Origin of the sequence: Burkholderia sp. Bp8992, from assembly GCF_003853705.1 — a bacterium.
Lineage (GTDB): Bacteria > Pseudomonadota > Gammaproteobacteria > Burkholderiales > Burkholderiaceae > Burkholderia.
Genome location: NZ_QTQI01000029.1, coordinates 19,552 through 39,761, shown reverse-complemented (window position 1 = coordinate 39,761; position 20,210 = coordinate 19,552). Strand labels below are relative to the sequence as shown.

At 67.7% G+C, this 20,210-nt stretch carries 18 protein-coding genes; 7 read left to right on the top strand and 11 right to left on the bottom strand.

Translation table 11 applies throughout. The features are described 5' to 3' along the window. Positions 1–24 precede the first annotated feature (24 nt). Together DIE03_RS31515 and DIE03_RS31510 are read right to left on the bottom strand one after the other, a co-directional pair. Positions 25–1,530 carry an amino acid permease gene (locus DIE03_RS31515; RefSeq protein WP_124456103.1) on the bottom strand — a complete coding sequence of 502 codons (1,506 nt, stop codon included), beginning with the start codon at positions 1,528–1,530 and terminating at the stop codon, positions 25–27. Positions 1,531–1,607: 77 nt separating this feature from the next. Then, complete coding sequence (locus DIE03_RS31510) at positions 1,608–3,014, bottom strand: aspartate ammonia-lyase (RefSeq protein ID WP_124456102.1); 1,407 nt, start codon at positions 3,012–3,014, stop codon at positions 1,608–1,610. Positions 3,015–3,156: 142 nt separating this feature from the next. Between DIE03_RS31510 and DIE03_RS31505 the strand changes: the two genes are divergently transcribed. Continuing rightward, positions 3,157–4,131, top strand: a complete 975-nt coding sequence (locus tag DIE03_RS31505) for a LysR family transcriptional regulator (protein WP_124456101.1) — start codon at positions 3,157–3,159, stop codon at positions 4,129–4,131. A gap of 45 nt (positions 4,132–4,176) precedes the next feature. Here DIE03_RS31505 and DIE03_RS31500 read toward each other — a convergent pair whose 3' ends face one another. Further along, entirely contained in the window at positions 4,177–5,238 is a 1,062-nt protein-coding gene (locus DIE03_RS31500) for an asparaginase (protein ID WP_124456100.1), read from the bottom strand. Between the two features lie 321 nt (positions 5,239–5,559). On the opposite strand from DIE03_RS31500, the gene DIE03_RS31495 reads away from it, so the two are divergent. Continuing rightward, positions 5,560–7,785: a TonB-dependent siderophore receptor gene (locus DIE03_RS31495; protein ID WP_124456099.1), complete on the top strand. Its 2,226-nt coding sequence runs from the start codon at positions 5,560–5,562 to the stop codon at positions 7,783–7,785. Between the two features lie 173 nt (positions 7,786–7,958). Here DIE03_RS31495 and DIE03_RS31490 read toward each other — a convergent pair whose 3' ends face one another. From DIE03_RS31490 to DIE03_RS31475, 4 genes are all read right to left on the bottom strand, one after another. After that, complete coding sequence (locus tag DIE03_RS31490) at positions 7,959–8,282, bottom strand: hypothetical protein (protein WP_124456098.1); 324 nt, start codon at positions 8,280–8,282, stop codon at positions 7,959–7,961. Positions 8,283–8,397: 115 nt separating this feature from the next. Continuing rightward, positions 8,398–9,420 carry a DUF2891 domain-containing protein gene (locus tag DIE03_RS31485; RefSeq protein WP_124456097.1) on the bottom strand — a complete coding sequence of 341 codons (1,023 nt, stop codon included), beginning with the start codon at positions 9,418–9,420 and terminating at the stop codon, positions 8,398–8,400. A gap of 12 nt (positions 9,421–9,432) precedes the next feature. Continuing rightward, positions 9,433–10,383 carry a DUF979 domain-containing protein gene (locus DIE03_RS31480; protein ID WP_124456096.1) on the bottom strand — a complete coding sequence of 317 codons (951 nt, stop codon included), beginning with the start codon at positions 10,381–10,383 and terminating at the stop codon, positions 9,433–9,435. Further along, the gene (locus tag DIE03_RS31475; protein WP_124456095.1) at positions 10,380–11,069 is read right to left on the bottom strand and encodes a DUF969 domain-containing protein; all 690 of its coding nucleotides are present in this window, start codon (positions 11,067–11,069) and stop codon (positions 10,380–10,382) included. The genes DIE03_RS31480 and DIE03_RS31475 overlap by 4 nt, the downstream gene beginning before the upstream one ends. Positions 11,070–11,354: 285 nt before the next feature. Between DIE03_RS31475 and DIE03_RS31470 the strand changes: the two genes are divergently transcribed. After that, positions 11,355–11,579, top strand: a complete 225-nt coding sequence (locus DIE03_RS31470; protein WP_027782734.1) for a hypothetical protein — start codon at positions 11,355–11,357, stop codon at positions 11,577–11,579. Here DIE03_RS31470 and DIE03_RS31465 read toward each other — a convergent pair. Next, a complete protein-coding gene (locus DIE03_RS31465; protein ID WP_260434984.1) occupies positions 11,561–11,884 on the bottom strand; it encodes a hypothetical protein in 324 nt (107 codons plus the stop codon). The two genes, DIE03_RS31470 and DIE03_RS31465, sit on opposite strands and share 19 nt — an antisense overlap. A 346-nt stretch (positions 11,885–12,230) precedes the next feature. On the opposite strand from DIE03_RS31465, the gene DIE03_RS31460 reads away from it, so the two are divergent. Together DIE03_RS31460 and DIE03_RS31455 are read left to right on the top strand one after the other, a co-directional pair. Further along, the gene (locus DIE03_RS31460; RefSeq protein WP_124456094.1) at positions 12,231–13,235 is read left to right on the top strand and encodes a chemotaxis response regulator protein-glutamate methylesterase; all 1,005 of its coding nucleotides are present in this window, start codon (positions 12,231–12,233) and stop codon (positions 13,233–13,235) included. Positions 13,236–13,290: 55 nt separating this feature from the next. Then, positions 13,291–14,355, top strand: coding sequence for a diguanylate cyclase (locus tag DIE03_RS31455; protein WP_124456093.1), 1,065 nt, complete (start codon positions 13,291–13,293; stop codon positions 14,353–14,355). A 13-nt stretch (positions 14,356–14,368) separates the two neighbouring features. Here DIE03_RS31455 and DIE03_RS31450 read toward each other — a convergent pair whose 3' ends face one another. Both DIE03_RS31450 and DIE03_RS31445 read right to left on the bottom strand, forming a co-directional pair. Further along, positions 14,369–16,618, bottom strand: a complete 2,250-nt coding sequence (locus DIE03_RS31450) for a bifunctional diguanylate cyclase/phosphodiesterase (RefSeq protein ID WP_124456092.1) — start codon at positions 16,616–16,618, stop codon at positions 14,369–14,371. 399 nt (positions 16,619–17,017) lie between these two features. Further along, positions 17,018–17,911, bottom strand: a complete 894-nt coding sequence (locus DIE03_RS31445; protein ID WP_124456091.1) for a LysR substrate-binding domain-containing protein — start codon at positions 17,909–17,911, stop codon at positions 17,018–17,020. A 198-nt stretch (positions 17,912–18,109) separates the two neighbouring features. Here DIE03_RS31445 and DIE03_RS31440 point away from each other — a divergent pair, with 198 nt between their 5' ends. After that, complete coding sequence (locus DIE03_RS31440) at positions 18,110–18,748, top strand: hydrolase (protein ID WP_124456090.1); 639 nt, start codon at positions 18,110–18,112, stop codon at positions 18,746–18,748. Between the two features lie 211 nt (positions 18,749–18,959). Further along, positions 18,960–19,682 (top strand): haloacid dehalogenase type II, encoded by a 723-nt coding sequence (locus DIE03_RS31435; protein ID WP_124456089.1) that lies wholly within the window; start codon positions 18,960–18,962, stop codon positions 19,680–19,682. Here DIE03_RS31435 and DIE03_RS31430 read toward each other — a convergent pair. After that, the gene (locus tag DIE03_RS31430) at positions 19,636–20,175 is read right to left on the bottom strand and encodes an SRPBCC family protein (protein WP_221623706.1); all 540 of its coding nucleotides are present in this window, start codon (positions 20,173–20,175) and stop codon (positions 19,636–19,638) included. The two genes, DIE03_RS31435 and DIE03_RS31430, sit on opposite strands and share 47 nt — an antisense overlap. Positions 20,176–20,210 lie beyond the last annotated feature (35 nt).

Here is a 20,210-nt window from a genome sequence, read left to right as displayed (position 1 = left end):
GACCGGCGCCCCCGGCGCATGCCGTCACGCGTTGCGTGCGGGATCCGCAACGGCGTGCGCGGAGACAGGCGCGGCAACCGCCCGCTCGCGCTCGGCACCGCGCTTCGCGAGCTTCCAGCCGACCACCAGCGCGAGCACGACCACCGGAATCATCGCGATCGTCCACGTGCCGCCCGGATAGTCGAACGCCATCAGCACCAGCACGCCGACGAGGAACGCGAGCGTGAGCCACGACGTGAACGGCGCGCCGGGCATCCGGAACGACACGTCCTTCAGCTCGCCGCGATTGACCTTGCGGCGGAACAGGATCTGGCACATCACGATGAAGCCCCACGTCGTGATGATCCCGAGCGACGCCATGTTCAGCACGATCTCGAACGCCTGCGCCGGGACGATGTAGTTCAGCGGCACGCCGATCGCATTGATCGCGACCGTGATCAGGATCCCGCCATACGGCACGCCGCGCGCATTCATCCGCGACACGAAGCGCGGCGCCGAGCCGCCCATCGCGAGCGAACGCAGCACGCGGCCGGTCGAATAGAGGCCGGAATTCAGGCTCGACAGCGCGGCCGTCAGCACCACGACGTTCATCACGGTACCGACGTACGGCACGCCGAGCTTGCTGAAGAACGTGACGAACGGGCTTTCGTGCGAGCTGTACGCGGTCCACGGCAGCAGCATCGTCAACAGCACGACCGAGCCGACGTAGAACAGCGCGATGCGCCACATCACGCTGTTGATCGCCTTCGGCAGCACCTTGCGCGCATCGGCGGTCTCGCCCGCCGCGACGCCGACGAGCTCGATGCTCGCGTACGCGAACACGACGCCCTGCACGATCAGCACGGCCGGCAGGATACCGTGCGGAAAGATCCCGCCGTGATCCGCAACGAGATGCAGCCCCGGCATCTGGCCGGCGACCGGATGGCCGCTCGCGAGAAACACGGCGCCGACCGCGAGGAACACCGCGAGCGTGCCGACCTTGACGAGCGAGAACCAGAACTCCATCTCGCCGAATACCTTCACGCCGATCATGTTCATGACCGACACGATCCCGAGTGCGCCGAGCGCGAACACCCATTGCGGCACGTCGGTGAACACGGCCCAGTACTTCATGTAGATCGCGACCGCGGTAATGTCGACGATGCCGGTCGTCGCCCAGTTCAGGTAGTACATCCAGCCGGCGACGAACGATGCGCGCTCGCCCATGAACTCGCGTGCATACGACACGAAGCTGCCGCTGGTCGGCCGGTGCATCACGAGTTCGCCGAGCGCGCGCATGATCAGGAACGCGAACACGCCGCACACGAGATACACCAGCGCCAGCGCGGGCCCCGCGCTTTGCAGGCGCCCGCCCGCGCCGAGAAAGAGGCCCGTGCCGATCGCGCCGCCCATGGCGATCATCTGCACGTGCCGCGGCTTCAACTGTTTCGCATAACCGGCTTCGTGCGACGCGAACATCGCATCGGGATCGGCATGGCGGGAATCCGCGCCGCCGGCCGGACCGGCCGGGCGCTCGCTGGGGTGTTTCATCGTGAGTCTCCGTTGTTTGTCGATATGTCGCGCCCCGCTGGGGGGCGCTTTCGGTACGGCCGCGAGCGCGGCCGGTGTCAGAACACGCGCGGGCGGATCAGCGCTTCGGGCTGCAGCGCTTCGTCGAGTTGCGCGGCGGTCATCAGTTCGCGTTCCAGCACGACCTCGCGGATCGACTTGCCGGTTGCGTGCGCTTCGGCGGCGACGTCGGTCGCACGCTTGTAGCCGATGTACGGATTCAATGCGGTGGCGAGCGCAACCGAGCGCTCCATCGTTTCGCGCAGCCGCTCGGGATTCGCGGTGATGCCGCTCACGCAGCGCTGCGCAAGCGTCGTGCAGGCGGCCGTCAGGTGGCTGAAGCTGCGGAACAGCGCGCTGGCGATCACCGGCTCGAACGCGTTGAGCTGAAGCTGGCCGGCCTCGGCCGCGAAGGTCACGGTCAGGTCGTTGCCGAACACCTCGAACGCGACCTGGTTGACGACTTCAGGAATCACCGGATTCACCTTGCCGGGCATGATCGACGAGCCGGCCTGCACGGGCGGCAGGTTGATCTCGCCGAACCCGGCGCGCGGGCCGCTCGACAGCAGCCGCAGGTCGTTGCAGATCTTCGACAGCTTGACGGCGATCCGCTTGAGCACGCCCGACACCTGCACGAACGCGCCGCAATCCTGCGTCGCCTCGATCAGGTTCGGCGCGGTGCTCAGGTCGAGCCCGGTGATGCGCCGCAGCGCGGCCAGCGCCTTCTCCGCGTACTCCGGATGCGCGGTGATCCCCGTGCCGATCGCGGTCGCCCCGAGATTGATCTCGCGAATCAGCCAGCCGGCTTCCTGAAGCCGCGCAATGTCTTCCGTCAGCATCACCGCGTAGGTCGAGAATTCCTGGCCGAGCGTCATCGGCACCGCGTCCTGCAACTGCGTGCGGCCGAGCTTCAGCAGGCCGGCGAACGCGTCGGCCCGTTCGGCGAATGCATCGCGCAGCCGCGCCATCGCTTCGAGCAGGTGCTCGACCGCGAAGCACGTCGCGACGCGGATCGCGGTCGGATAGACGTCGTTGGTGCTCTGCGCGAGATTGACGTGCTCGTTCGGGTGCAGGTATTCGTACTGCCCGCGCGCATGCCCCATGATCTCGAGTGCGCGGTTGCAGATCACCTCGTTCGCGTTCATGTTGGTCGACGTGCCGGCGCCGCCCTGGATGATGTCGACGACGAACTGGTCGTGCAGGCGCCCTTCGCGGATCTCGACGCACGCGGCGGCGATCGCATCGCGATACGGCCGCGGCAGCAGCCCGAGCTCGCAGTTGGCGTCGGCCGCCGCTTCCTTCACGGCCGCGAGCGCCATCACGAGGTACGGCAGCGACGCAATGGTGCGGCCCGTGATGTCGAAATTCTCTTTCGCACGCTGCGTATGGACGCCGTAATAGGCGTCCGCCGGAATACTTCGCTTACCTAAAAGATCCGCTTCGACGCGGAAGCCGTGTTCTGTCATCGTGCCCTCCTGAATGTCTCGTGCCGCCCGTCGTCCACCGCTTCCCGACGCAACGGGTTCGCATTCTATGCCTTTGCAAAAACAAGCTTGCTTCTGTATTATCGAAAGCGGTTTTGCGTGGGACGCAACAGCGAGAATCAAAATGAAAAAAGGCGCGAGAGAAACCGGCGTCGATCACCTGGGCGCGATGCGTGCGTTCGTGAGAGTGGTCGAAACGGGGAGTTTTTCGGCAGTCGCGAAGGAGATGCACGTGTCGACGTCGACCGTCGCGCGCAAGGTCACGGCAATCGAGGAGGCCCTGGGCGTCGCGCTGCTGCACCGGTCGACGCACAGCGTGACGCTCACCGAAGCCGGTCACATCTACCTGGAGCGAGCGGTCACGCTGATCGCCGATCTCGACGACACGCTGCGCGTCGTCGCCGAGCTGAATGCGCAACCGAGCGGCCCGCTGAAGCTCACCGCGCCGGTCGCGTTCGGCCGCCGTCATCTCGCGCCGCTGGTCCCGCCGTTTCTCGCGCGCTACCCGACGATCCAGCTCGACGTGCGGCTCACCGACAACCACAACGACCTCGTGGCCGGCGGCTTCGACCTCGACATCCACGAAGGCGAGAACTACCTGGACAACCTGGTCGTCCACCGGCTGTCGCGCAACGACAGCATCCTGTGCGCGACGCCCGGCTATCTCGACCGCTGCGGGCGCCCGGCGTCACCCGACGACCTGAAGCACCACAACTGCCTGCGCTACGTGCACCCGGAAGGCGATCCGCGCTGGGAATTCGTGAACGGCGACGCGCGGCACAGCGTGCTGCCGGCCGGCAATCTCGTCACCGATCATTCGGAGCTGCTGCTCGAAGCGACCTGCGCGGGGCTCGGCATCGCGGAGTTCGAGATCTGGCTGGTGCGCGACCTGCTCGCGAGCGGCCGGCTCGAAGCCGTGTTGCCGCGCTACCGGCTGCAGAACCGGCTGACGGGCGACTACATCTACATCGCATATCTGGCGAACCGGCGCAGCTCGGCAAAGCTGCGCGTGCTGAAGGATTTTCTCGCGGAGCACCTCGCCCATATCGGCGAGCTGTCGGAACTCGAACTCGCGAAGATCCGCGGCGCACGCACGTAGCGCGCGGCCCGGATCGCGGGCCGCGCGCCGGTGCGGCGATGGCGCTCAGGCCGCCTGCAATTCGAACGGGAACGTGGCGTGCCCGAACTCGACGCCCTGCGTGTTGAGCATCCGCGGCCGGTGGAAGCCGGCCAGTTGCGCGCGCTGCGCGGCCGTGCCGATCTGCAGCCGCTCGAGGACTTCGCTGACGACCATGTAGAGCACGTCGAGATTGCCGTCCTCGATCTTCACCGAGATGCCGAGCGCGCCGTCCGCACCGAGCTGCCGCGTGCGTTCCGACGCGCGCACGCCGATCCCGTAGCACGCATCGGCGCCGAGCTTGCCGACCACCTGCCCGTCGAACGCGTTCATCAGCACGGTGCAGTAGCGTCCGTCGCCGGCGACGAGTTCCGGATGGGCCGTCATCGCACGATGAATGCGCGCCAGTGCACGGACGCGATCAGTGATCGCACCGCCTGCCTCCACCGCATCGGCACCGTCGGCCAGCGACGCGTAAAGACGCGCGAGGCGATCCAGCGAAAACGCCGGCGTCGGCAGGTTGCACCCGTCGATGCCCCAGTCGACTTCGTCGTCGCGCAACCCGCATGCATCGGCCACCACATGCTTCACGCGCACCTGCATCGGATGGTCGGGCAGATGGTAGTCGGCGATCGCCGCGCCGATCGCCTGCGCGCCGGCCAGCATCCCCACATGCTTGCCCGAACAGTTGCTGCACACGCCGGTCGGCGTGTAGTCGCGCTTGATCCACGACCGGTACACCGCATCGGACAGCGGCGGATGGCCGCCGCAACGCAGGTCCGATTCGTGTGCGGCGACCTTCGCGAGCATCGCCCGCGTGCGTTCGATGTGGCGGTCCTCGCTGCTGTGCGACGCGCACATCAGCGCGATGTCCGCATCGTCGAAGCCGAAGCGCTCGGGCGCGCCCGTCTCGATCACCGACAGCGCCTGCGCCGGCTTGGCCGCCGACCGCGCCAGCGTCATCCGGAACGGATCGCCGAACCGGGCCAGCAACCTGCCGCGTGCATCGACCACCGCCACATGGGCGACGTGCGTGTTCTCGATCGCGTTGCCACGGTACGTGACGACCGCTGCGCGTTGGATGTCCATCGTGTTTTGTCTCCTTGCTCGGGGCCTGACTGCCGGGGCCCGTCCAACCGGTACGGCAGTGTAGCGAGTCGCCGCCGCCGCGCGCCGGCCAGGCGATGGAAAGCGGTGTTGCACACGACGCAAAGGCAATCGCGCCCACGAAAGCCTGACCGGATTAGTACAAAAACCATTCAATCGTTTACATATTCAATACCAATCCGTACAATTGCGACCGCAAACGCGAATCATACGCATTTGCATTGACGTTCTCCGATGTTTCGGGCAGTGCTGCCCGCATCGCGAAAACGCACCCGATCACCGAATCCTCCGCTGCTTCCCGATATGCCTGCCCAGTTCAAGACGAGGCCTCGCGCCCTCGTGTCGGCGCTGACCTGCTCCGTTTTCCTGACGCCGCTGCTCGCTTCCGCCGCAACCGCTCCCGCTACCGTTCCCGCCCCTGCCGCCGACGTCCCGGCGGCGCTGCCGACGATCGAGGTCCAGTCGTCGGCGCTGTCGGACATGCAGGTGAAGCGCTCGCCGTCGTACAAGTTCACCGCGCCGCTGCTCGACACGCCGCGCTCGGTTACCGTGATTCCCGAGCAGTTGATCAAGGAAAAGAACGTCACGTCGTTCGCGGACGCGCTGCGCTCGGTGCCCGGCATCACGTTCCTCGGCGGCGACGCGGCCGCGAACCCGTCGGCCGACCGCCCGGTGATCCGCGGCTTCGAATCGCGCAACTCGATCTTCGTCGACGGGATGCGCGACTCGGGGCTGCAGAACCGCGAGACGTTCGCGGTCGAGCAGATCAGCGTGATCAAGGGCCCCGATTCGGTCTACGCGGGCCGCGGCTCGGTGGGCGGCAGCATCGACATCGTCACGAAGACGCCGAAGAACGACAACTTCATCAACAGCAGCATCGGCTTCGGCACCGACGGCTACAAGCGCGCGACGGTCGACGCGAACCGCAAGATCAACGACACGACGGCCGTGCGCCTGAACGTGATGGGTCACGACGCGAACCAGGCCGGCCGCAACGACGTGTACAACAAGCGCTGGGGCGTCGCGCCGTCGATCGTGTTCGGGCTGAACACGCCGACCACGGTGACGATCAGCTACTACCACATGAACTCGTACGACATGCCGGACTTCAGCGTGCCGTTCCGCGCGTCGGGCGGCACGCCGGTGCCGACCGATCGCGGGCAGTTCTTCGGGCTGAACACGCGCGATTACCGCTACGGGCAGACCGACACCGGCGAAGTGCGCATCGAGCACAAGATCAACGACGACTGGAAGCTGAGGAACACGACGATGTTCGGCCGCTCGACGCTCGACTACGTGGCGACGAATCCGCAGATCCTCGCATCGAACCCGAACCTGCTGGGCCTGCAGGCGAAGAGCGGCAAGTACGCGCTCAACGGCTTCTCGAACCAGACCGAAGTCACCGGCAGCGCCAGCCTGTTCGGCATGAGGCACACGATGACGGCCGGGGTCGAGTTCAGCCATGAACAGGCGCGCTACGAGGGCTATCTCGTGTCGGATTCGGCCGGCAACAACATCCGCTCGGGCGGCCCGTGCTCGGTGGCCGGCAACTGCACGCCGCTTGCCGGCGGCTGGAACCCGAACATGGCGTGGACCGGCAACATCGTGCTGAACGGCGACAAGGGCTTCCCCGGTGCGACGACGAACACGCGCACCGATACGGTATCCGCGTACCTCTTCGACACCGTGAAACTGTCCGAGCGCTGGCAGTTCAACACGGGGCTGCGTTTCGACCGTTACGACACGACCGGCAAGCAGGCCGGCGTCGCCGACCTGTCGAACACGTCGAACCTGTTCAGCTACCAGTTCGGCCTCGTGTTCAAGCCGGTGACCAACGTGAGCCTGTACGCGTCGTACGGCACGTCGTCGAACCCGCCGGGCTCGAACGGCGGCCTCGGCGGCGGCACCGACCAGATCACCGCGACGAACCAGGACCTCGCGCCCGAGCGCTCGCGCAACATCGAGATCGGCGCGAAGTGGGACGTGCTGCAGGATCAGCTGTCGCTGACGTCGGCCCTGTTCCAGACCGAAAAGACCAACGCGCGCGTGAGCGACGGCCTCGGTCACACGGTCAACGCGGGCAAGCAGCGCGTGCGCGGTTTCGAATTCGGCTTCGCGGGCAACCTGACGCCGAAGTGGCACGTGTTCGGCGGCTACTCGTACCTGAACGCGATCACGACCGACGCCGGCCCCGGCAGCCCGGGCGCATCGGGCCTGCCGATGGTGATGGTGCCGAAGCACAACTTCACGCTGTGGACGAGCTACGACGTGATGCCGAAGCTCACGCTCGGCGCGGGTGCGACGGTGATGAGCCAGACCTACGCGTCGGTGTCGGCGACGACCAGGAAGTGGACGCCCGGCTATGCACGCTTCGACGCGGCCGCGACGTGGCGCGTGAACAAGACGATGGACGTGCAGCTCAACGTGCAGAACCTGTTCGACAAGAAGTATTACGCGAGCGCGTACCCGATCTACGCGACGTGGGCGCCGGGTCGTTCGGCGATGGTCACGCTCAACTTCTACCAGTAACGCCCAGGGCGGCGGGAGGGCGTGACACGCCCTTCCCCGCTTCGCTCACCACGGCAGCGAATCCGTCTTCACGTTCGTGAAGCACTTCATCGCTTGCTGCATGCCTTTCTTGTATCCCCGCTCCGAATCCTTCATACCGCTTTGGGCCGGGACGACCGTGCGCATTCGCTCGTTCACGCGAGGTGGTAGCGCAGCCAGAAGGTTTCGCGGCACGCGTTGTCGAACGTCAGCCGCGACGGGCTGATCGGCTGCGCATCGGGATGGTGGAGCACGTCGTAGTCGATCCAGCATTCCGCGCACAGCAGGTCGGACGGTGCGCGGTCCTGCTCGACCGAGCGGCGCACGATCGCGCCGTTGTCGAAGCGGTATTCGGTTTCGGCACGCGTGACCTCGACATCGTCGTCGGTCCAGCGGTCGTGCGACGTAGCATGCGACACGATCTGCACCGGGCCGGCGAGCCCGTGGATCGCGGCAACGTAGGAAATCAGCTTGTCCATGGCGAGGCGGCGAACTGGCGGATGGCCGTTTCGTGCAACGCATGCTGCGCGAAACGGCCCGAGCGGCGAGTATAGCCGCGCGCCGAAGACCTTGCCGCCGGCGGGGTTTCGCGCGCTACGCGTCCAGCGCGAGCAGCGCGAACGTCGCGAGCCAGTGCTCGCCCATGTAGTCGCCGGCCACGTGCGCGAGCGCGCTCGCGAGATGCCGGTCGGCCGCGTCGAGCAGCTTCGCGCGCCGCGCGTCGCCTTCCGGCAGCGCGCCGGCCAGCGCGCGCTGGCACCACGCGCGGCTCAGGTTCAGCCCGTCGAGGTGCGCGATCTTGCCGTCGCTGCGGTCGCTGACCGTCGCCGGCTCGAACAGCGTCGCCGGCTCGCCGCGCGCGAGATCGGGCAGGAAGCGCGCGAACCAGCCGTCGAATTCGGCGGCCGGCAGCACGCGCCGCATCAGCTCGGCTTCCATCAGTGCAGGCGACAGGAATTCGTCGCCCGACGGCTCCCACGCCTGGCACGCGACGTCGTTCAGGTGCCAGCGCCGCGCGGTATCGACGATCAATGCCGCGAGCCCGTCGCGCTGCGTGTCGCGCGCGAAGTCGAGCGTGAGCGCCAGCGCGAACGCAGTGTTGAAATGCGTGCCCACGCGCAGCGGATAGGTCGCTTTCGGCAGGAAGGTTTCGAAACGCGACACGAACAGCTCGGTGAGCGGCGCCATCGTCTTCGCCCAGCGCGCGGCCTGCGGCAGCACACCCTTCAGCGCGAGTCGCTCGAGCTGAGCGGAAAGCGCGAGCAGCCACGCCCAGCCGTAGGGCCGCTCGAAGCCGCTGTTGTGCGGCAGCGCGAGATACGCGCGCTCGCCGGCGACGTTCGCGTCGGTGAAGTGCGCATCGACGGTCGCGACGATGCGCTCGGCTTCCGGCAACGCCGGGTAGCGTTCGAGCACGCGCAGCACGAGCCAGTAGCCGTGCACGCACGAGTGCCAGTCGTAGCTGCCGTAGAAGATCGGGTGCAGCGCACGCGGGCCCTGTACGTCGTGCGGGCCTTCGAGCGAATGCGTGAGCTTGTTCGGATATTCGCGGGTCAGGTGCGCGAGCGCGAGCGATGCGAATTTCGAGGCGAGTTCGGGGGTGAGTCGGTCGGTCATGTGCGTCTCTCGTCAGAAGCGGAATGCGAACGCATACATCAGCAGCGTGTTCACGGCGAGCAGCAGCAAGGCTGTCGGCCACTGCGTCTTGATCACGCCGTTCTTGTCCTTCAGTTCGAGCAGCGCCGCCGGCACGATGTTGAAGTTCGCGGCCATCGGCGTCATCAGCGTACCGCAGAAGCCGCTCAGCATCCCGATCGCGCCGACGATCGCCGGGTTGCCGTGGAACTGGTGGACGATCAGCGGCAGGCCGATGCCGGCCGTCATCACCGGAAACGCGGCGAAGCCGTTGCCCATGATCATCGTGAACAGCGCCATGCCGACGGTGTACGCCGCCACCACCGCGAACGGCGAATCGATCGGCACCCACTCCCTCACGAGCCCCGACACCACGCCGCCGACGCCCGCGACCGCGAACAGCGCGCCGAGCGCCGCGAGCATCTGCGGCAGGATCGCGGCCCAGCCGACCGCGTCCATCGTGTGGCGTGCTTCCTTCAACGCATGCACGGGCGAATCGCGCAGCATCGCGAGCGCGACGACGAACGCGACGATCGTGCCGAGCACGAGCGAAATCAGCGTCACGCTCTTCGGATCGACGAACGGCACGTGCTTCAGCGCGAACGTGCCGATCAACGTGACGAGCGGAATCAGCAGCGCGGGCAGGAACAGCCGGTTGCCGAAACGCTGCGCGAGCGTCTCGCGCCGCACGGCCGCCGCTTCGCCCGCTTCGTCGGACTTGCCGCGCCCGAGCTTGCCGGAGCCCGCGATCACCGCCAGCGCGATCGCGAGGCAGCCCGTCACGAAGTGCGGCAGTAGCGCGCCGAACAGAAACGTGGCCGCGTAGATCGCCCAGAACGCGAAATTGAAGACGCGGCGCGGGTTCGTGCGGTCCGTCAGGTTGAAGCATGCGAACGCGGCGAACATCAGCCCCGCGAGCGTGTACAGCGATTCCAGGCCGATCATCGCGCGCCCTCCTGCTTCACCAGGCCGAAGCCGCGCGTCAACCGGCGGTCGAGCAGCGCGAGGCGCGTGCAGTGGATCAGCAGCGCGGCGATCGCGGTCGGGATCGCCCACACCGACAGGTGCAGCGGCTCGATCGAGATCCCGTTCTGTTCGAGAAAGCCCTTGATCAGCAGGATCGACTGGATCGCGATGAAGATGTCCTCGCCGAAGAACACGGCGACGTTGTCGGCGCCCGACGCATGCGCGCGAATCTGCTGGCGCACGGCCTCGGGCAGTTCGCCGTGCCGGCTGACGGCGGCGGCTTCGGCCATCGGCGCGATCAGCGGCCGCACCATCTGCGCGTGGCCGCCGAGCGACGTGAGGCCGAGCGCGGCCGTGGCCTGGCGCAGCACGAAGTACAGCATCAGCACGCGGCCCGTGGTGGCCGCCTGCACGCGCGAGATCATCCGCCTCGCCTGCTCCTTGAGCCCGTTGCGCTCGAGCAGCGCGATCACCGGCAGCGTCAGCCAGATCAGCCCCATGTAGCGGTTTTCGGTAAACGCCTTGCCGAACGCACTGACGATGTCGACGAGATTCAGCCCGCCCGCGAGCCCCGTCGCGAGCCCCGCGATCGTGACCACCAGCAGCGCGTTGAAGCGCAGCGCGAAACCGATCACGACGATCGGCACCCCAATCAGCACCAGCATTTCCCCTCCTTGTGTCTGGACGCGCGGCACGCCGGCCGCACGCTGCCGGCCCGGTTTGCATCGGGCTCGGACGGCGAAATCTAACACGAGACTTTATCGATAAAAAGTCGACAATTTGCGGGTTCGGGTAAACGTTGAAGTGTGCGGATACCGTGCCCCGGCCGTGTGTCGACGGTGTTTCATCGGAGGAAACAGCGGCCGGCTGGTCGACCGGCCGCGGTGCGTGGCGGAGCCCTGGGCCGCCGACTACACTGGAAAGCATCGGCAACGGACGGGAGAGCCGCCATGATTGACGTATTCCAGACCATCGGCAGCCGCGCGTTCTCGGCTCATCTGGCGAAGGACGGGATGGTGACGCTGATGGAGCAACGCCATGAAGTCGACCGCGTGACGCTCGCGACGGCCTATGCCGCGCTCGTCGAGGAAGCCGAGCAGGAAGGCGACCTGCGCGACGCGACGGTCGAGGGGATGATGCGCGCGCTGATCCAGGGCTACGCGCGCAGCCATTGACGACGCGGCCGCGCATCCGCTGCGCGGCCGGCAAACAGGATCGTGCCGAAGTAGCGTTCGCGCGCCGCGTCGGACAGGTTCGTCGCGCTCGGCCGGTACGGATGGTGAAGCACCGCGAACAGGAAGTAGTCGCGTTCGGCGTCGTCGCGCAGCACGTGCACCGCGTCCGGATCGACCGGAAATTCGCGGTGGAACGACGCATGCCCGCTCACGATGGCGATCCGGTACGGCAACCGGCCGTCGCGCTCGATCACGGCCGGCGCGTACGGATCGCGGCTGACGAGTACGGTATCGGGCACGGTCATCCGGTTCTCCCCCTTCCTGTTTGTCGACGCCGGCACGGTAACATGCCCGCTAGCGCGGCCTGCGCCGGCACGGTTCGACGGCCCGGCAGGCGCGGATGCACCGGCCCGCCGCCCCGTATCGCCCGGAAACACCGTGCAGTCATGGAGGAAACGCACTGAAACGGCACAATGGGCAAATTTTTCGATTGCCGCCGTCCGCGCCGCATGACAGCATGCGGGGCGTCGTCAACCCAAAAGAAAACCGTGCCGTCCGGCCGCCGATGCCACCCGGCGGCACCGGACAGGCAGCCCCTTCCATGAACCCGGCCATCCTCCAACACTACGAACCGACCGGAGAATTCCGCTTGTGAACATCGGCATCGTCAACGACCTCCCGCTTGCCGTCGAGGCGATGCGCCGTGCGATCGCGCGCCGGCCCGAGCACCGCGTGCTGTGGGTCGCGACCGACGGCGCGCAGGCCGTCGAACTGTGCGCCGCGCAGCCGCCCGACGTCGTGCTGATGGACCTGGTCATGCCGAAATTCGACGGGATCGAAGCGACGCGGCGGATCATGCGATCCGAACGACCGTGCGCGATCCTGATCGTGACGAGCTGCATCGGCGCGAATGCGTGGCGCGTATTCGAGGCGATGGGCGCCGGTGCGCTCGACGCGGTCGATACGCCGCGGCTCGGCGACGGCGCGGCCGGCGACACGACCCGACTCCTGCTCGCGAAGATCGACCAGATCGGCCGGCTGCTCGACGCGCCGGGCGGCACGCGCCTCGCCGGCACGGCCGCCCGCGCCGGCGGCGGCCCGCTGATCGCGATCGGTGCGTCGGCCGGCGGCCCGGGCGCGCTCGCATCGATCCTCGGCGGCCTGCCAGCCGATTTCAGCGCGCCGATCGTGATCGTGCAGCACGTCGACCGCGCGTTCGCGGAAGGCATGGCGCAATGGCTCGACGGCCAGACGCCGCTCGCCGTGCGCGTCGCGCGCGAAGGCGACCGCCCGCAGCCGGGCGTCGCGCTGCTCGCCGCGACCGACGATCATCTGCGCATCACGCGCACCGGCACGCTCGAATACACGCGCGAGCCGGCCGCCACGCCGTATCGTCCATCGGTCGACGTGTTCTTCAACAGCCTGACCGAGCACTGGCCCGGCCGCGTGATCGGCGTGCTGCTGACGGGGATGGGGCGCGACGGTGCGATCGGCCTGAAGGCGCTGCGGATGAAGGGCTACCATACGATCGCGCAGGACGAGGCGACCAGCGCCGTGTACGGCATGCCGAAGGCAGCCGCGACGCTCGGCGCGGCGCGCGCGATCCTGCCGCTCGGACGCATCGCGGGCGAGCTGGCGGCGCTCGCACGGATCTGAGCCCGATGAACACGTGCAACACCCATGCCTGCCCTCGCAACACGCCGCATCGATCATGACTAGCGACCTGACCCGCCCGCCGGGCAGCCCGATCACGCCGACCGCCGACGTGCCGGCCATGGTGCTGCTGGTCGACGACCAGACGATCGTCGCGGAAGCCGTACGGCGCGCGCTCGTCGACGAGGAAGGCATCGACTTCCACTACTGCCCGCGCTCGGACGACGCGATGGCCACCGCGATCGACACGCGGCCGACCGTGATCCTGCAGGACCTCGTGATGCCCGGCATCGACGGGCTGAGCCTCGTGAAGTCGTACCGCGCGAACCCGGCGACACGCGACGTGCCGATCATCGTGCTGTCGACGCAGGAAGAACCGGTGATCAAGAGCGCCGCGTTCGCGGCCGGTGCGAACGACTATCTCGTGAAGCTGCCCGATCGCATCGAGCTCGTCGCGCGCATCCGCTACCACTCGCGTTCATATATGAACCTGCTGCAGCGCGACGAGGCCTATCGCGCGCTGCGGCAGTCGCAGCAGCAACTGCTCGAAGCCAATCTCGAACTGCGGCGCCTCACGCATTCCGACGGCCTGACGGGGCTGTCGAACCGGCGCTATCTCGACGAATACCTGGCCGCCGAATGGCGCCGCGGCACGCGCGAGCGCAGCGAGCTGTCGCTGCTGATGATCGACGTCGACAATTTCAAGCTGTACAACGACACGTACGGACACGTGTCGGGCGACAGCGTGCTCAAGCAGATCGCGTCGACCATCGAGCGCTGCCTCGGGCAATCGGGCGATCTCGCCGCGCGCTTCGGCGGCGAGGAGTTCGCGGTCGTGATGCCGGCCACGTCGCCGGGCGCGGCGCGGCTGCTCGGCGAGAAGATCCGGCTCGCCATCGAGGCGCTGCGGCTGCGGCACGCGCATTCGTCGACCGGCAACACCGTGACGATCAGCATCGGCGGCGCGAGCATCGTGCCCGCGCCCGGCCTGCCGACGACCGTGCTGATCGAAGCGGCCGACCGCGCGCTGTATCGCGCGAAGCACGAAGGCAAGAACCGCGTCGAGATCGATACGTCGCCGACGCCGCCCGGCGCCGGCGAGTTCGGCGCGCCGCGCGACTGATCGCGCGCGTCGCTTACGCGGCGCCGAGCCGGCGCGCGTAGTCGTTCGGGTCCAGCGGGCGGCTGAACAGGTAGCCCTGCTGCATGTCGCAGCCGATCTGCTGCAGGAACCACGACTGCGCCTGCGTCTCGACGCCCTCCGCCGTGACCTTCATGCCGAGCGAATGCGCCATCGCGACGACGGCCTGCGTGATCGCGACCGAGTCGTGATGATCGGGCACGCCCGACACGAACGAGCGGTCGACTTTCAGGTTGTGCAGCGGAAAGCGCTTCAGGTAGGCGAGCGACGAATAGCCGGTACCGAAATCGTCGACCGAGATCCGCACGTTCATGTCCGTGAGCGCTTCGAGCATCGGCAGCACGGTGTCCGTGTCGTTCATCAGCAGTCCTTCGGTGATCTCGAGTTCGAGCGCGGACGGATCGAGCTGCGTTTGCGCGAGACAGCGGCCGACCGATTCGACGAGCCCTTCGTGGAACTGCCGGGGCGACAGGTTGACGGCCAGCATCAGGTCGGGGGCGATCGTGCGGCGCCATTCGGCCGCCTGCCTGCAGGCCGTTTCGAGCACCCACTGGCCGATCGCGACGATCAGCCCCGTATCTTCCGCGACCGGAATGAATTCCGCCGGCGACATCGGCCCGAGCTCCGGGCTGGTCCAGCGCAGCAGCGCTTCCGCACCGACCGTGCGGCCGCTGCGCGCATCGACGACGGGCTGATACGCGAGCCGCAGCATGTCCGACGTCAGCGCGCGCCGCAGCGACTGCTCGACCGCGAAGCGGCGCTGCAGCCGCAGGTTGAGCTGCGCGGTGAAGAACGTGAAATGGTTGCGGCCGCGCTGCTTCGCGTCGTACATCGCCGAATCGGCGTTGCGCATCAGCGTGACCGCATCGTCGCCGTCACGGGGCGCCACGCTGATCCCGATCGACACGCCGAGCCAGTACTCGTTGTTCGCGATCGCGAACGGCTTCGCGATCGCGTCGATCACCTCGCGCGCGAGCACCGCGAGGCGGTCGGGATCGTCGCAGTCGTCGACGAGGATCACGAACTCGTCGCCGCCGACGCGCGTGAGCGCGTAGCGGCCGCCCGCGCAGGCCGCGAGCCGCGCCGCGACGCTGCGCAGCAGCGCGTCGCCCGCGTCGTGGCCGGCCGTGTCGTTGACCTTCTTGAAACCGACGAGATCGATGAACAGGATCGCGACGCGCGCGGGCCCGCCCGCCGCATCGTGCCCGCCGAACAGCTCGCGCATGCGGTCGGCGAGCCAGCGGCGGTTGTAGAGGCCCGTCAGCGCATCGCGCGTCGCCAGGTAGCGCAGTTGCTGCTGCGCTTCGCGCACGGGGCCGATGTCGTTGAACGACACGAGCACGGAATCGGCCCGCGTCTCGCCGGGCCTCACGATCGGCACCGCATTGCCGCGCACCCAGATGATGTCGCCGTCCGCGAGGCCGAAGCCGACCGTGTAGTCGAGCATCGGCGTGGCCGTCTCGAGCGCGAGCCGGCTCGGCCACGCGTCGGGCGCGATCGGTGTGCCGTCCTCGCGCAGCTTGCGCAGGATCACCGTGGACAGCCGCCGGCCGACGAGATCGCCCTTCACGCGCATCATCCGGTTCGCGCTCGGGTTGCTCGCGACCACGACGCCGTCGCGCGACACGACGAGGATTCCTTCGTTCAGGCTGTTGACGACGAGCCGGTGATGCTCCTCGCTGCGCACGAGCTGCCGTGCGATCCGGTCCTGGTGCACCGCGAGGCCGACGCTGTTGCCGATGTCGCGCAGCAGTTCGGTTTCCTCATCGCTTGGCCGGCACGGTGTGCGGTGATAGACGGCGAATGCGCCGAGCACGGCGCCCGTGTCGTCGAGAAACGGCACCGACCAGCACGCGCGCAGGCCCAACGGCAATGCGACGGAACGGTAGTCGGCCCACAGTGGATCGGTTTCGATGTCTTCGACGGCGATCATCCGGCGCTCGTACATCGCCGTGCCGCACGAGCCGGCTGCCGGCCCGATCGGCGCGCCGTCGATCGCCGCGCTGTACTGCGCGGGCAGCGACGGCGCCGCGCCGACGCGCACGTGCGCGCCGTCCGTATCGAGCAGCAGGATCGTGCATGACGCGCCGTCGCCGAGCAACGCCTCGGCACGCCGGCAGACCTCGACCAACAGTTCCGGCAGCGGTGTGTTGCGCGTGATCAGCCTCAGCACGCTTTGCTCGGACGCGAGCACTTCCGCCGCGAGGCCGAGGCTGTAACGAGAATTTTGCGGTTCGGTATTCAAGATGAATCCTGCCGTCTGTCCGATCGGGTCTGATGCGCCCGATTCGTTTTCGATCTTTCGTGCCGTTTTCGCTCCGGGTTTACGCCGATGCCCGGTGCGCCCCGTTTTGCGCGCCGAGTCGGGGCGCGCCGAAATATATTTAACACCAATCCGCGACAACCCGCGCATCCGCGTGCATCAGGGGTTACGCGCGGTTGCCCCGCCGCATGCGGCCCGGCGGTCAGCCCGCCGAAAGTACAGGCAGCCCTTCGCCGACACCGGTTCGTCAGATTGTGACGGCGCCCGGCCCCGTTCCTGCCCTGCCTTCCGCGCCCGGCAGCGGACGCGTCACGGCTTTCAGCGCATCGATCGCGGCAGCGACCGACACGCGCGCGGACGTCGCAGGCAGCGCGCCGCCCGTCAATCCTTCCGGATGTGTTCGGCCAGGAAGTCGATCAGCAGCCGTACGCGCGGCAGCAGCCCGCGCCGCGACGGAAACACCGCGTGCACCACGCCGCCCTTCGGCGCCCAGCCCGGCAGCACGTCGACCAGCGTGCCGTCGCGCAGGTCGTCCTCGACGACCATGCACGGCAGCTGCACGATGCCGACGCCATGAATCGCCGCGTCGCGCAGCGCGTGCATGTCGTCGGTCACGAAGCGCGGATGATGGCGCAACTGCGCGTGCTCGCCGTTCGGCCCGACCAGTTGCCACAGATGATGCCGTGCCGGCCCCCAGTCGAGACTCGGCGCGCCGGCCAGCTCGGCCGGATCCGACAGCGCCCCTCGCCCGTCCAGCCATTGCGGCGCGGCGACCAGCCGCTGCGGGCTGTCGGCCAGCACGCGCATCACGAGATCGCTGTCCTCCAGCGGCGGGAAGCGCACGCGCAGCGCGAGGTCGAATCCTTCGCTCAGCAGGTCGACGCGGCGGTTCGTTGCCTCGAGATGCACCTGCACCTGCGGATGAATCGCCATGAAGCGCGCGACGAGTTCGCTCACGCGGTATTCGAGCAGCGCGGTCGGGCAACTCACGCGGACGACGCCGCGCGGTTCCGCGTGCCGCCGCTCGATCACCTCGCGCGCGGCGTCGGCCTCGACCAGCACGGCAAGGCAGCGCTCGTAGAATTCGCGCCCGGTTTCCGTGACCGTGAAATGACGCGTCGTGCGCTGCAGCAGCCGCACGTCGTACTTCGCTTCCAGCGCGGCGATGCGGCGGCTCAGCGTCGATTTCGGCACATCCAGCGCGCGCCCCGCCTGCGTGAACCCGCCGTGCTCGACCACCTTCACGAAATAGTAGAGGTCGTTCAGGTCATCCATGATTGTTCCATTCATAGAACACTGACGGCATTTTAAGGGACTGGAACGCCGGTTGTTGCACGCATAGCATTCTGTTTCAACGTGGATCGAGCGTGTCGCGGCGGTCGGAAATTGTCCCGGCCGGCTCCATCGGCCGCCCGATCGATTCACTAAGCTTGAAGTCCCCCCTTCACATTCCGCACGTCACTGGAGGCAACCATGGCAAGCGAACCGGTTCGCGACCCCGCGAACGACCACCTGCTCACCCCGCAGAACGCGGCGTTCATCGTCATCGATTACCAGCCGGTCCAGGTGAACTCCATCGCGTCGATGGATCGCCAGCTGCTGATCAACAACATCGTCGGCGCGTCGAAGGCGGCCGTCGCGTACGGCCTGCCGATCGTCCACTCGACCGTGAACGTGAAGACGGGCCTGAACAAGCCGCCGATCCCGCAACTGCGCCATGCGCTCGAAGGCTATCCGACCTACGACCGCACGAGCATCAACTCGTGGGAAGACGTCGAATTCCGCCAGGCCGTCGAGGCGACCGGCCGCAAGAAACTGATCATGACCGCGCTGTGGACCGAAGCGTGCCTGACGTTCCCGGCGCTCGACGCGCTGAAGGCCGGCTACGAGGTATACGTGGTCGTCGACGCGGTCGGCGGCACGTCGGTCGCCGCGCACGAAGCCGCGCTGCGCCGCATCGAGCAGGCCGGCGGCAAGATGATCAGTGTCGCGCAGCTGTTCTGCGAACTGCAGCGCGACTGGGCGCGCAGCGCCACCGTGCCGGCGTTCATCGACCTGTTCATCGAAACCGGCGGCACGGCCGGCATCCAGTTCTCGTACGACAAGAGCTGACCGGCACGGCACGCGCGGCCGCCGCTGGCGTTTCCGGCCGGCGGCCGCGCGCGGCCGTTGCCTTCCCCTCCGTTCCGGCACGACCGGGACGCGATCGCGGCCGGCCGGGCCGCGTTTTCGTATCCGTGATTCAATGTCGATGGAACCGGTGTCGCGCATTCCGGCGGCACGGCGACGTAGGCCCTCATCGAACGACCTTCACTGGATCACCATGACGAACCCTGCCGAAATCAAGGCGCTCGTTTTCGATGTCTTCGGAACGATCGTCGACTGGAGAAGCGGTGTCGCACGCGGCGCTGCCGCGTTCCTGGACCGCCACGCGCCCGCGCTCGACCCGTTCGTGTTCGCCGACGCATGGCGCGCCGAATATTCGCCGTCGATGGAGGAAATCCGCAGCGGGCGCCGCCGCTACGTGCGGCTCGACGTGCTGCATCGCGAAAACCTCGTCCGCACGCTCGACCGTTTCGGCATCGACGACGTGCCCGACGCCGACATCGACACGCTCAACCTCGCATGGCACAGCCTCGACCCGTGGCCCGACGCCGTCGCCGCGCTGCACCGGCTGAAGCGGCGCTTCATCATCGCGCCGCTGTCGAACGGCAACATCCGGCTGATGGTCGACGTCGCGAAGCGCGCGGGGCTGCCGTGGGACGCGATCCTCGGCGCGGAAGTCGTCCGCGCGTACAAGCCGTCGCCGCAGGTGTACAGCGACACCGTCGACATTCTCGGCCTCGCACCGGCCGAGCTGTGCCTGGTCGCCGCCCACAACGGCGACCTCGCCGCCGCGCGCCGACAGGGGCTGTCGACCGCGTTCGTGCTGCGGCCGACCGAGCACGGGCCCGGCCAGACGACCGACCTGAAAGCCGACGATGCGTGGGACTTCGACGTCAGGGACCTGAACGAGCTCGCGGATCGGCTCGAGTGCCCGGGTTGAATGCCGGCTCCGTCGCGACCGCCTGCCCCTGCGCCGCCATCGCGAGACGCCGCCAGTTGCGCGCCGCGTATCGATGAGCCTGCTGCAACGCGAGCCATAAACCGATCTGCCGAACCGGCCTGAACAAACCGCGCGCGCTGAACACGGTGCGCCGCTCGACGCGTGTCCTGCCGCCTTCCACGGGCGTCAGCGTGAATTCGTCTTCCAGCAGGCCGACCCAGTCGCGGCACCAGACCGTCGACGCCACCATCCGGTAACGCAGCCGGCGATGCTCGTCGAGCACGAGAATCCGCTGGTCGATGGTGCCGCGATCGGTCGTGCACTGCCGCGTGTTGCCGACGGCCGGCACGCCTTCGAGCACGCGGCAGCTGACCGGCTTCGGCACGCCGAGGCGGAACAGCAACGGCCGCGTGTCGTCCATCCGCGCATGCAGGAAATGCGGCCACACGTGCTCGGGCCGGCAATCGAACGTCCACTGCGAATGAATTTCCACGACCGTCTCCTGGCGGCTGTCGGTGCGCACATGAT

What these genes read in the sequence shown, in the direction of transcription:
- DIE03_RS31510 (WP_124456102.1), bottom strand. Translation starts at nt 3,014, where the DNA reads ATGACAGAACACGGCTTCCGCGTCGAAGCGGATCTTTTAGGTAAGCGA.
- DIE03_RS31500 (WP_124456100.1), bottom strand. Translation starts at nt 5,238, where the DNA reads ATGGACATCCAACGCGCAGCGGTCGTCACGTACCGTGGCAACGCGATC.
- DIE03_RS31475 (WP_124456095.1), bottom strand. Translation starts at nt 11,069, where the DNA reads ATGCTGGTGCTGATTGGGGTGCCGATCGTCGTGATCGGTTTCGCGCTG.
- DIE03_RS31435 (WP_124456089.1), top strand. Translation starts at nt 18,960, where the DNA reads ATGACGAACCCTGCCGAAATCAAGGCGCTCGTTTTCGATGTCTTCGGA.
- DIE03_RS31470 (WP_027782734.1), top strand. Translation starts at nt 11,355, where the DNA reads ATGATTGACGTATTCCAGACCATCGGCAGCCGCGCGTTCTCGGCTCAT.
- DIE03_RS31455 (WP_124456093.1), top strand. Translation starts at nt 13,291, where the DNA reads ATGACTAGCGACCTGACCCGCCCGCCGGGCAGCCCGATCACGCCGACC.
- DIE03_RS31490 (WP_124456098.1), bottom strand. Translation starts at nt 8,282, where the DNA reads ATGGACAAGCTGATTTCCTACGTTGCCGCGATCCACGGGCTCGCCGGC.
- DIE03_RS31440 (WP_124456090.1), top strand. Translation starts at nt 18,110, where the DNA reads ATGGCAAGCGAACCGGTTCGCGACCCCGCGAACGACCACCTGCTCACC.
- DIE03_RS31515 (WP_124456103.1), bottom strand. Translation starts at nt 1,530, where the DNA reads ATGAAACACCCCAGCGAGCGCCCGGCCGGTCCGGCCGGCGGCGCGGAT.
- DIE03_RS31480 (WP_124456096.1), bottom strand. Translation starts at nt 10,383, where the DNA reads ATGATCGGCCTGGAATCGCTGTACACGCTCGCGGGGCTGATGTTCGCC.
- DIE03_RS31505 (WP_124456101.1), top strand. Translation starts at nt 3,157, where the DNA reads ATGAAAAAAGGCGCGAGAGAAACCGGCGTCGATCACCTGGGCGCGATG.
- DIE03_RS31495 (WP_124456099.1), top strand. Translation starts at nt 5,560, where the DNA reads ATGCCTGCCCAGTTCAAGACGAGGCCTCGCGCCCTCGTGTCGGCGCTG.
- DIE03_RS31445 (WP_124456091.1), bottom strand. Translation starts at nt 17,911, where the DNA reads ATGGATGACCTGAACGACCTCTACTATTTCGTGAAGGTGGTCGAGCAC.
- DIE03_RS31465 (WP_260434984.1), bottom strand. Translation starts at nt 11,884, where the DNA reads ATGACCGTGCCCGATACCGTACTCGTCAGCCGCGATCCGTACGCGCCG.
- DIE03_RS31485 (WP_124456097.1), bottom strand. Translation starts at nt 9,420, where the DNA reads ATGACCGACCGACTCACCCCCGAACTCGCCTCGAAATTCGCATCGCTC.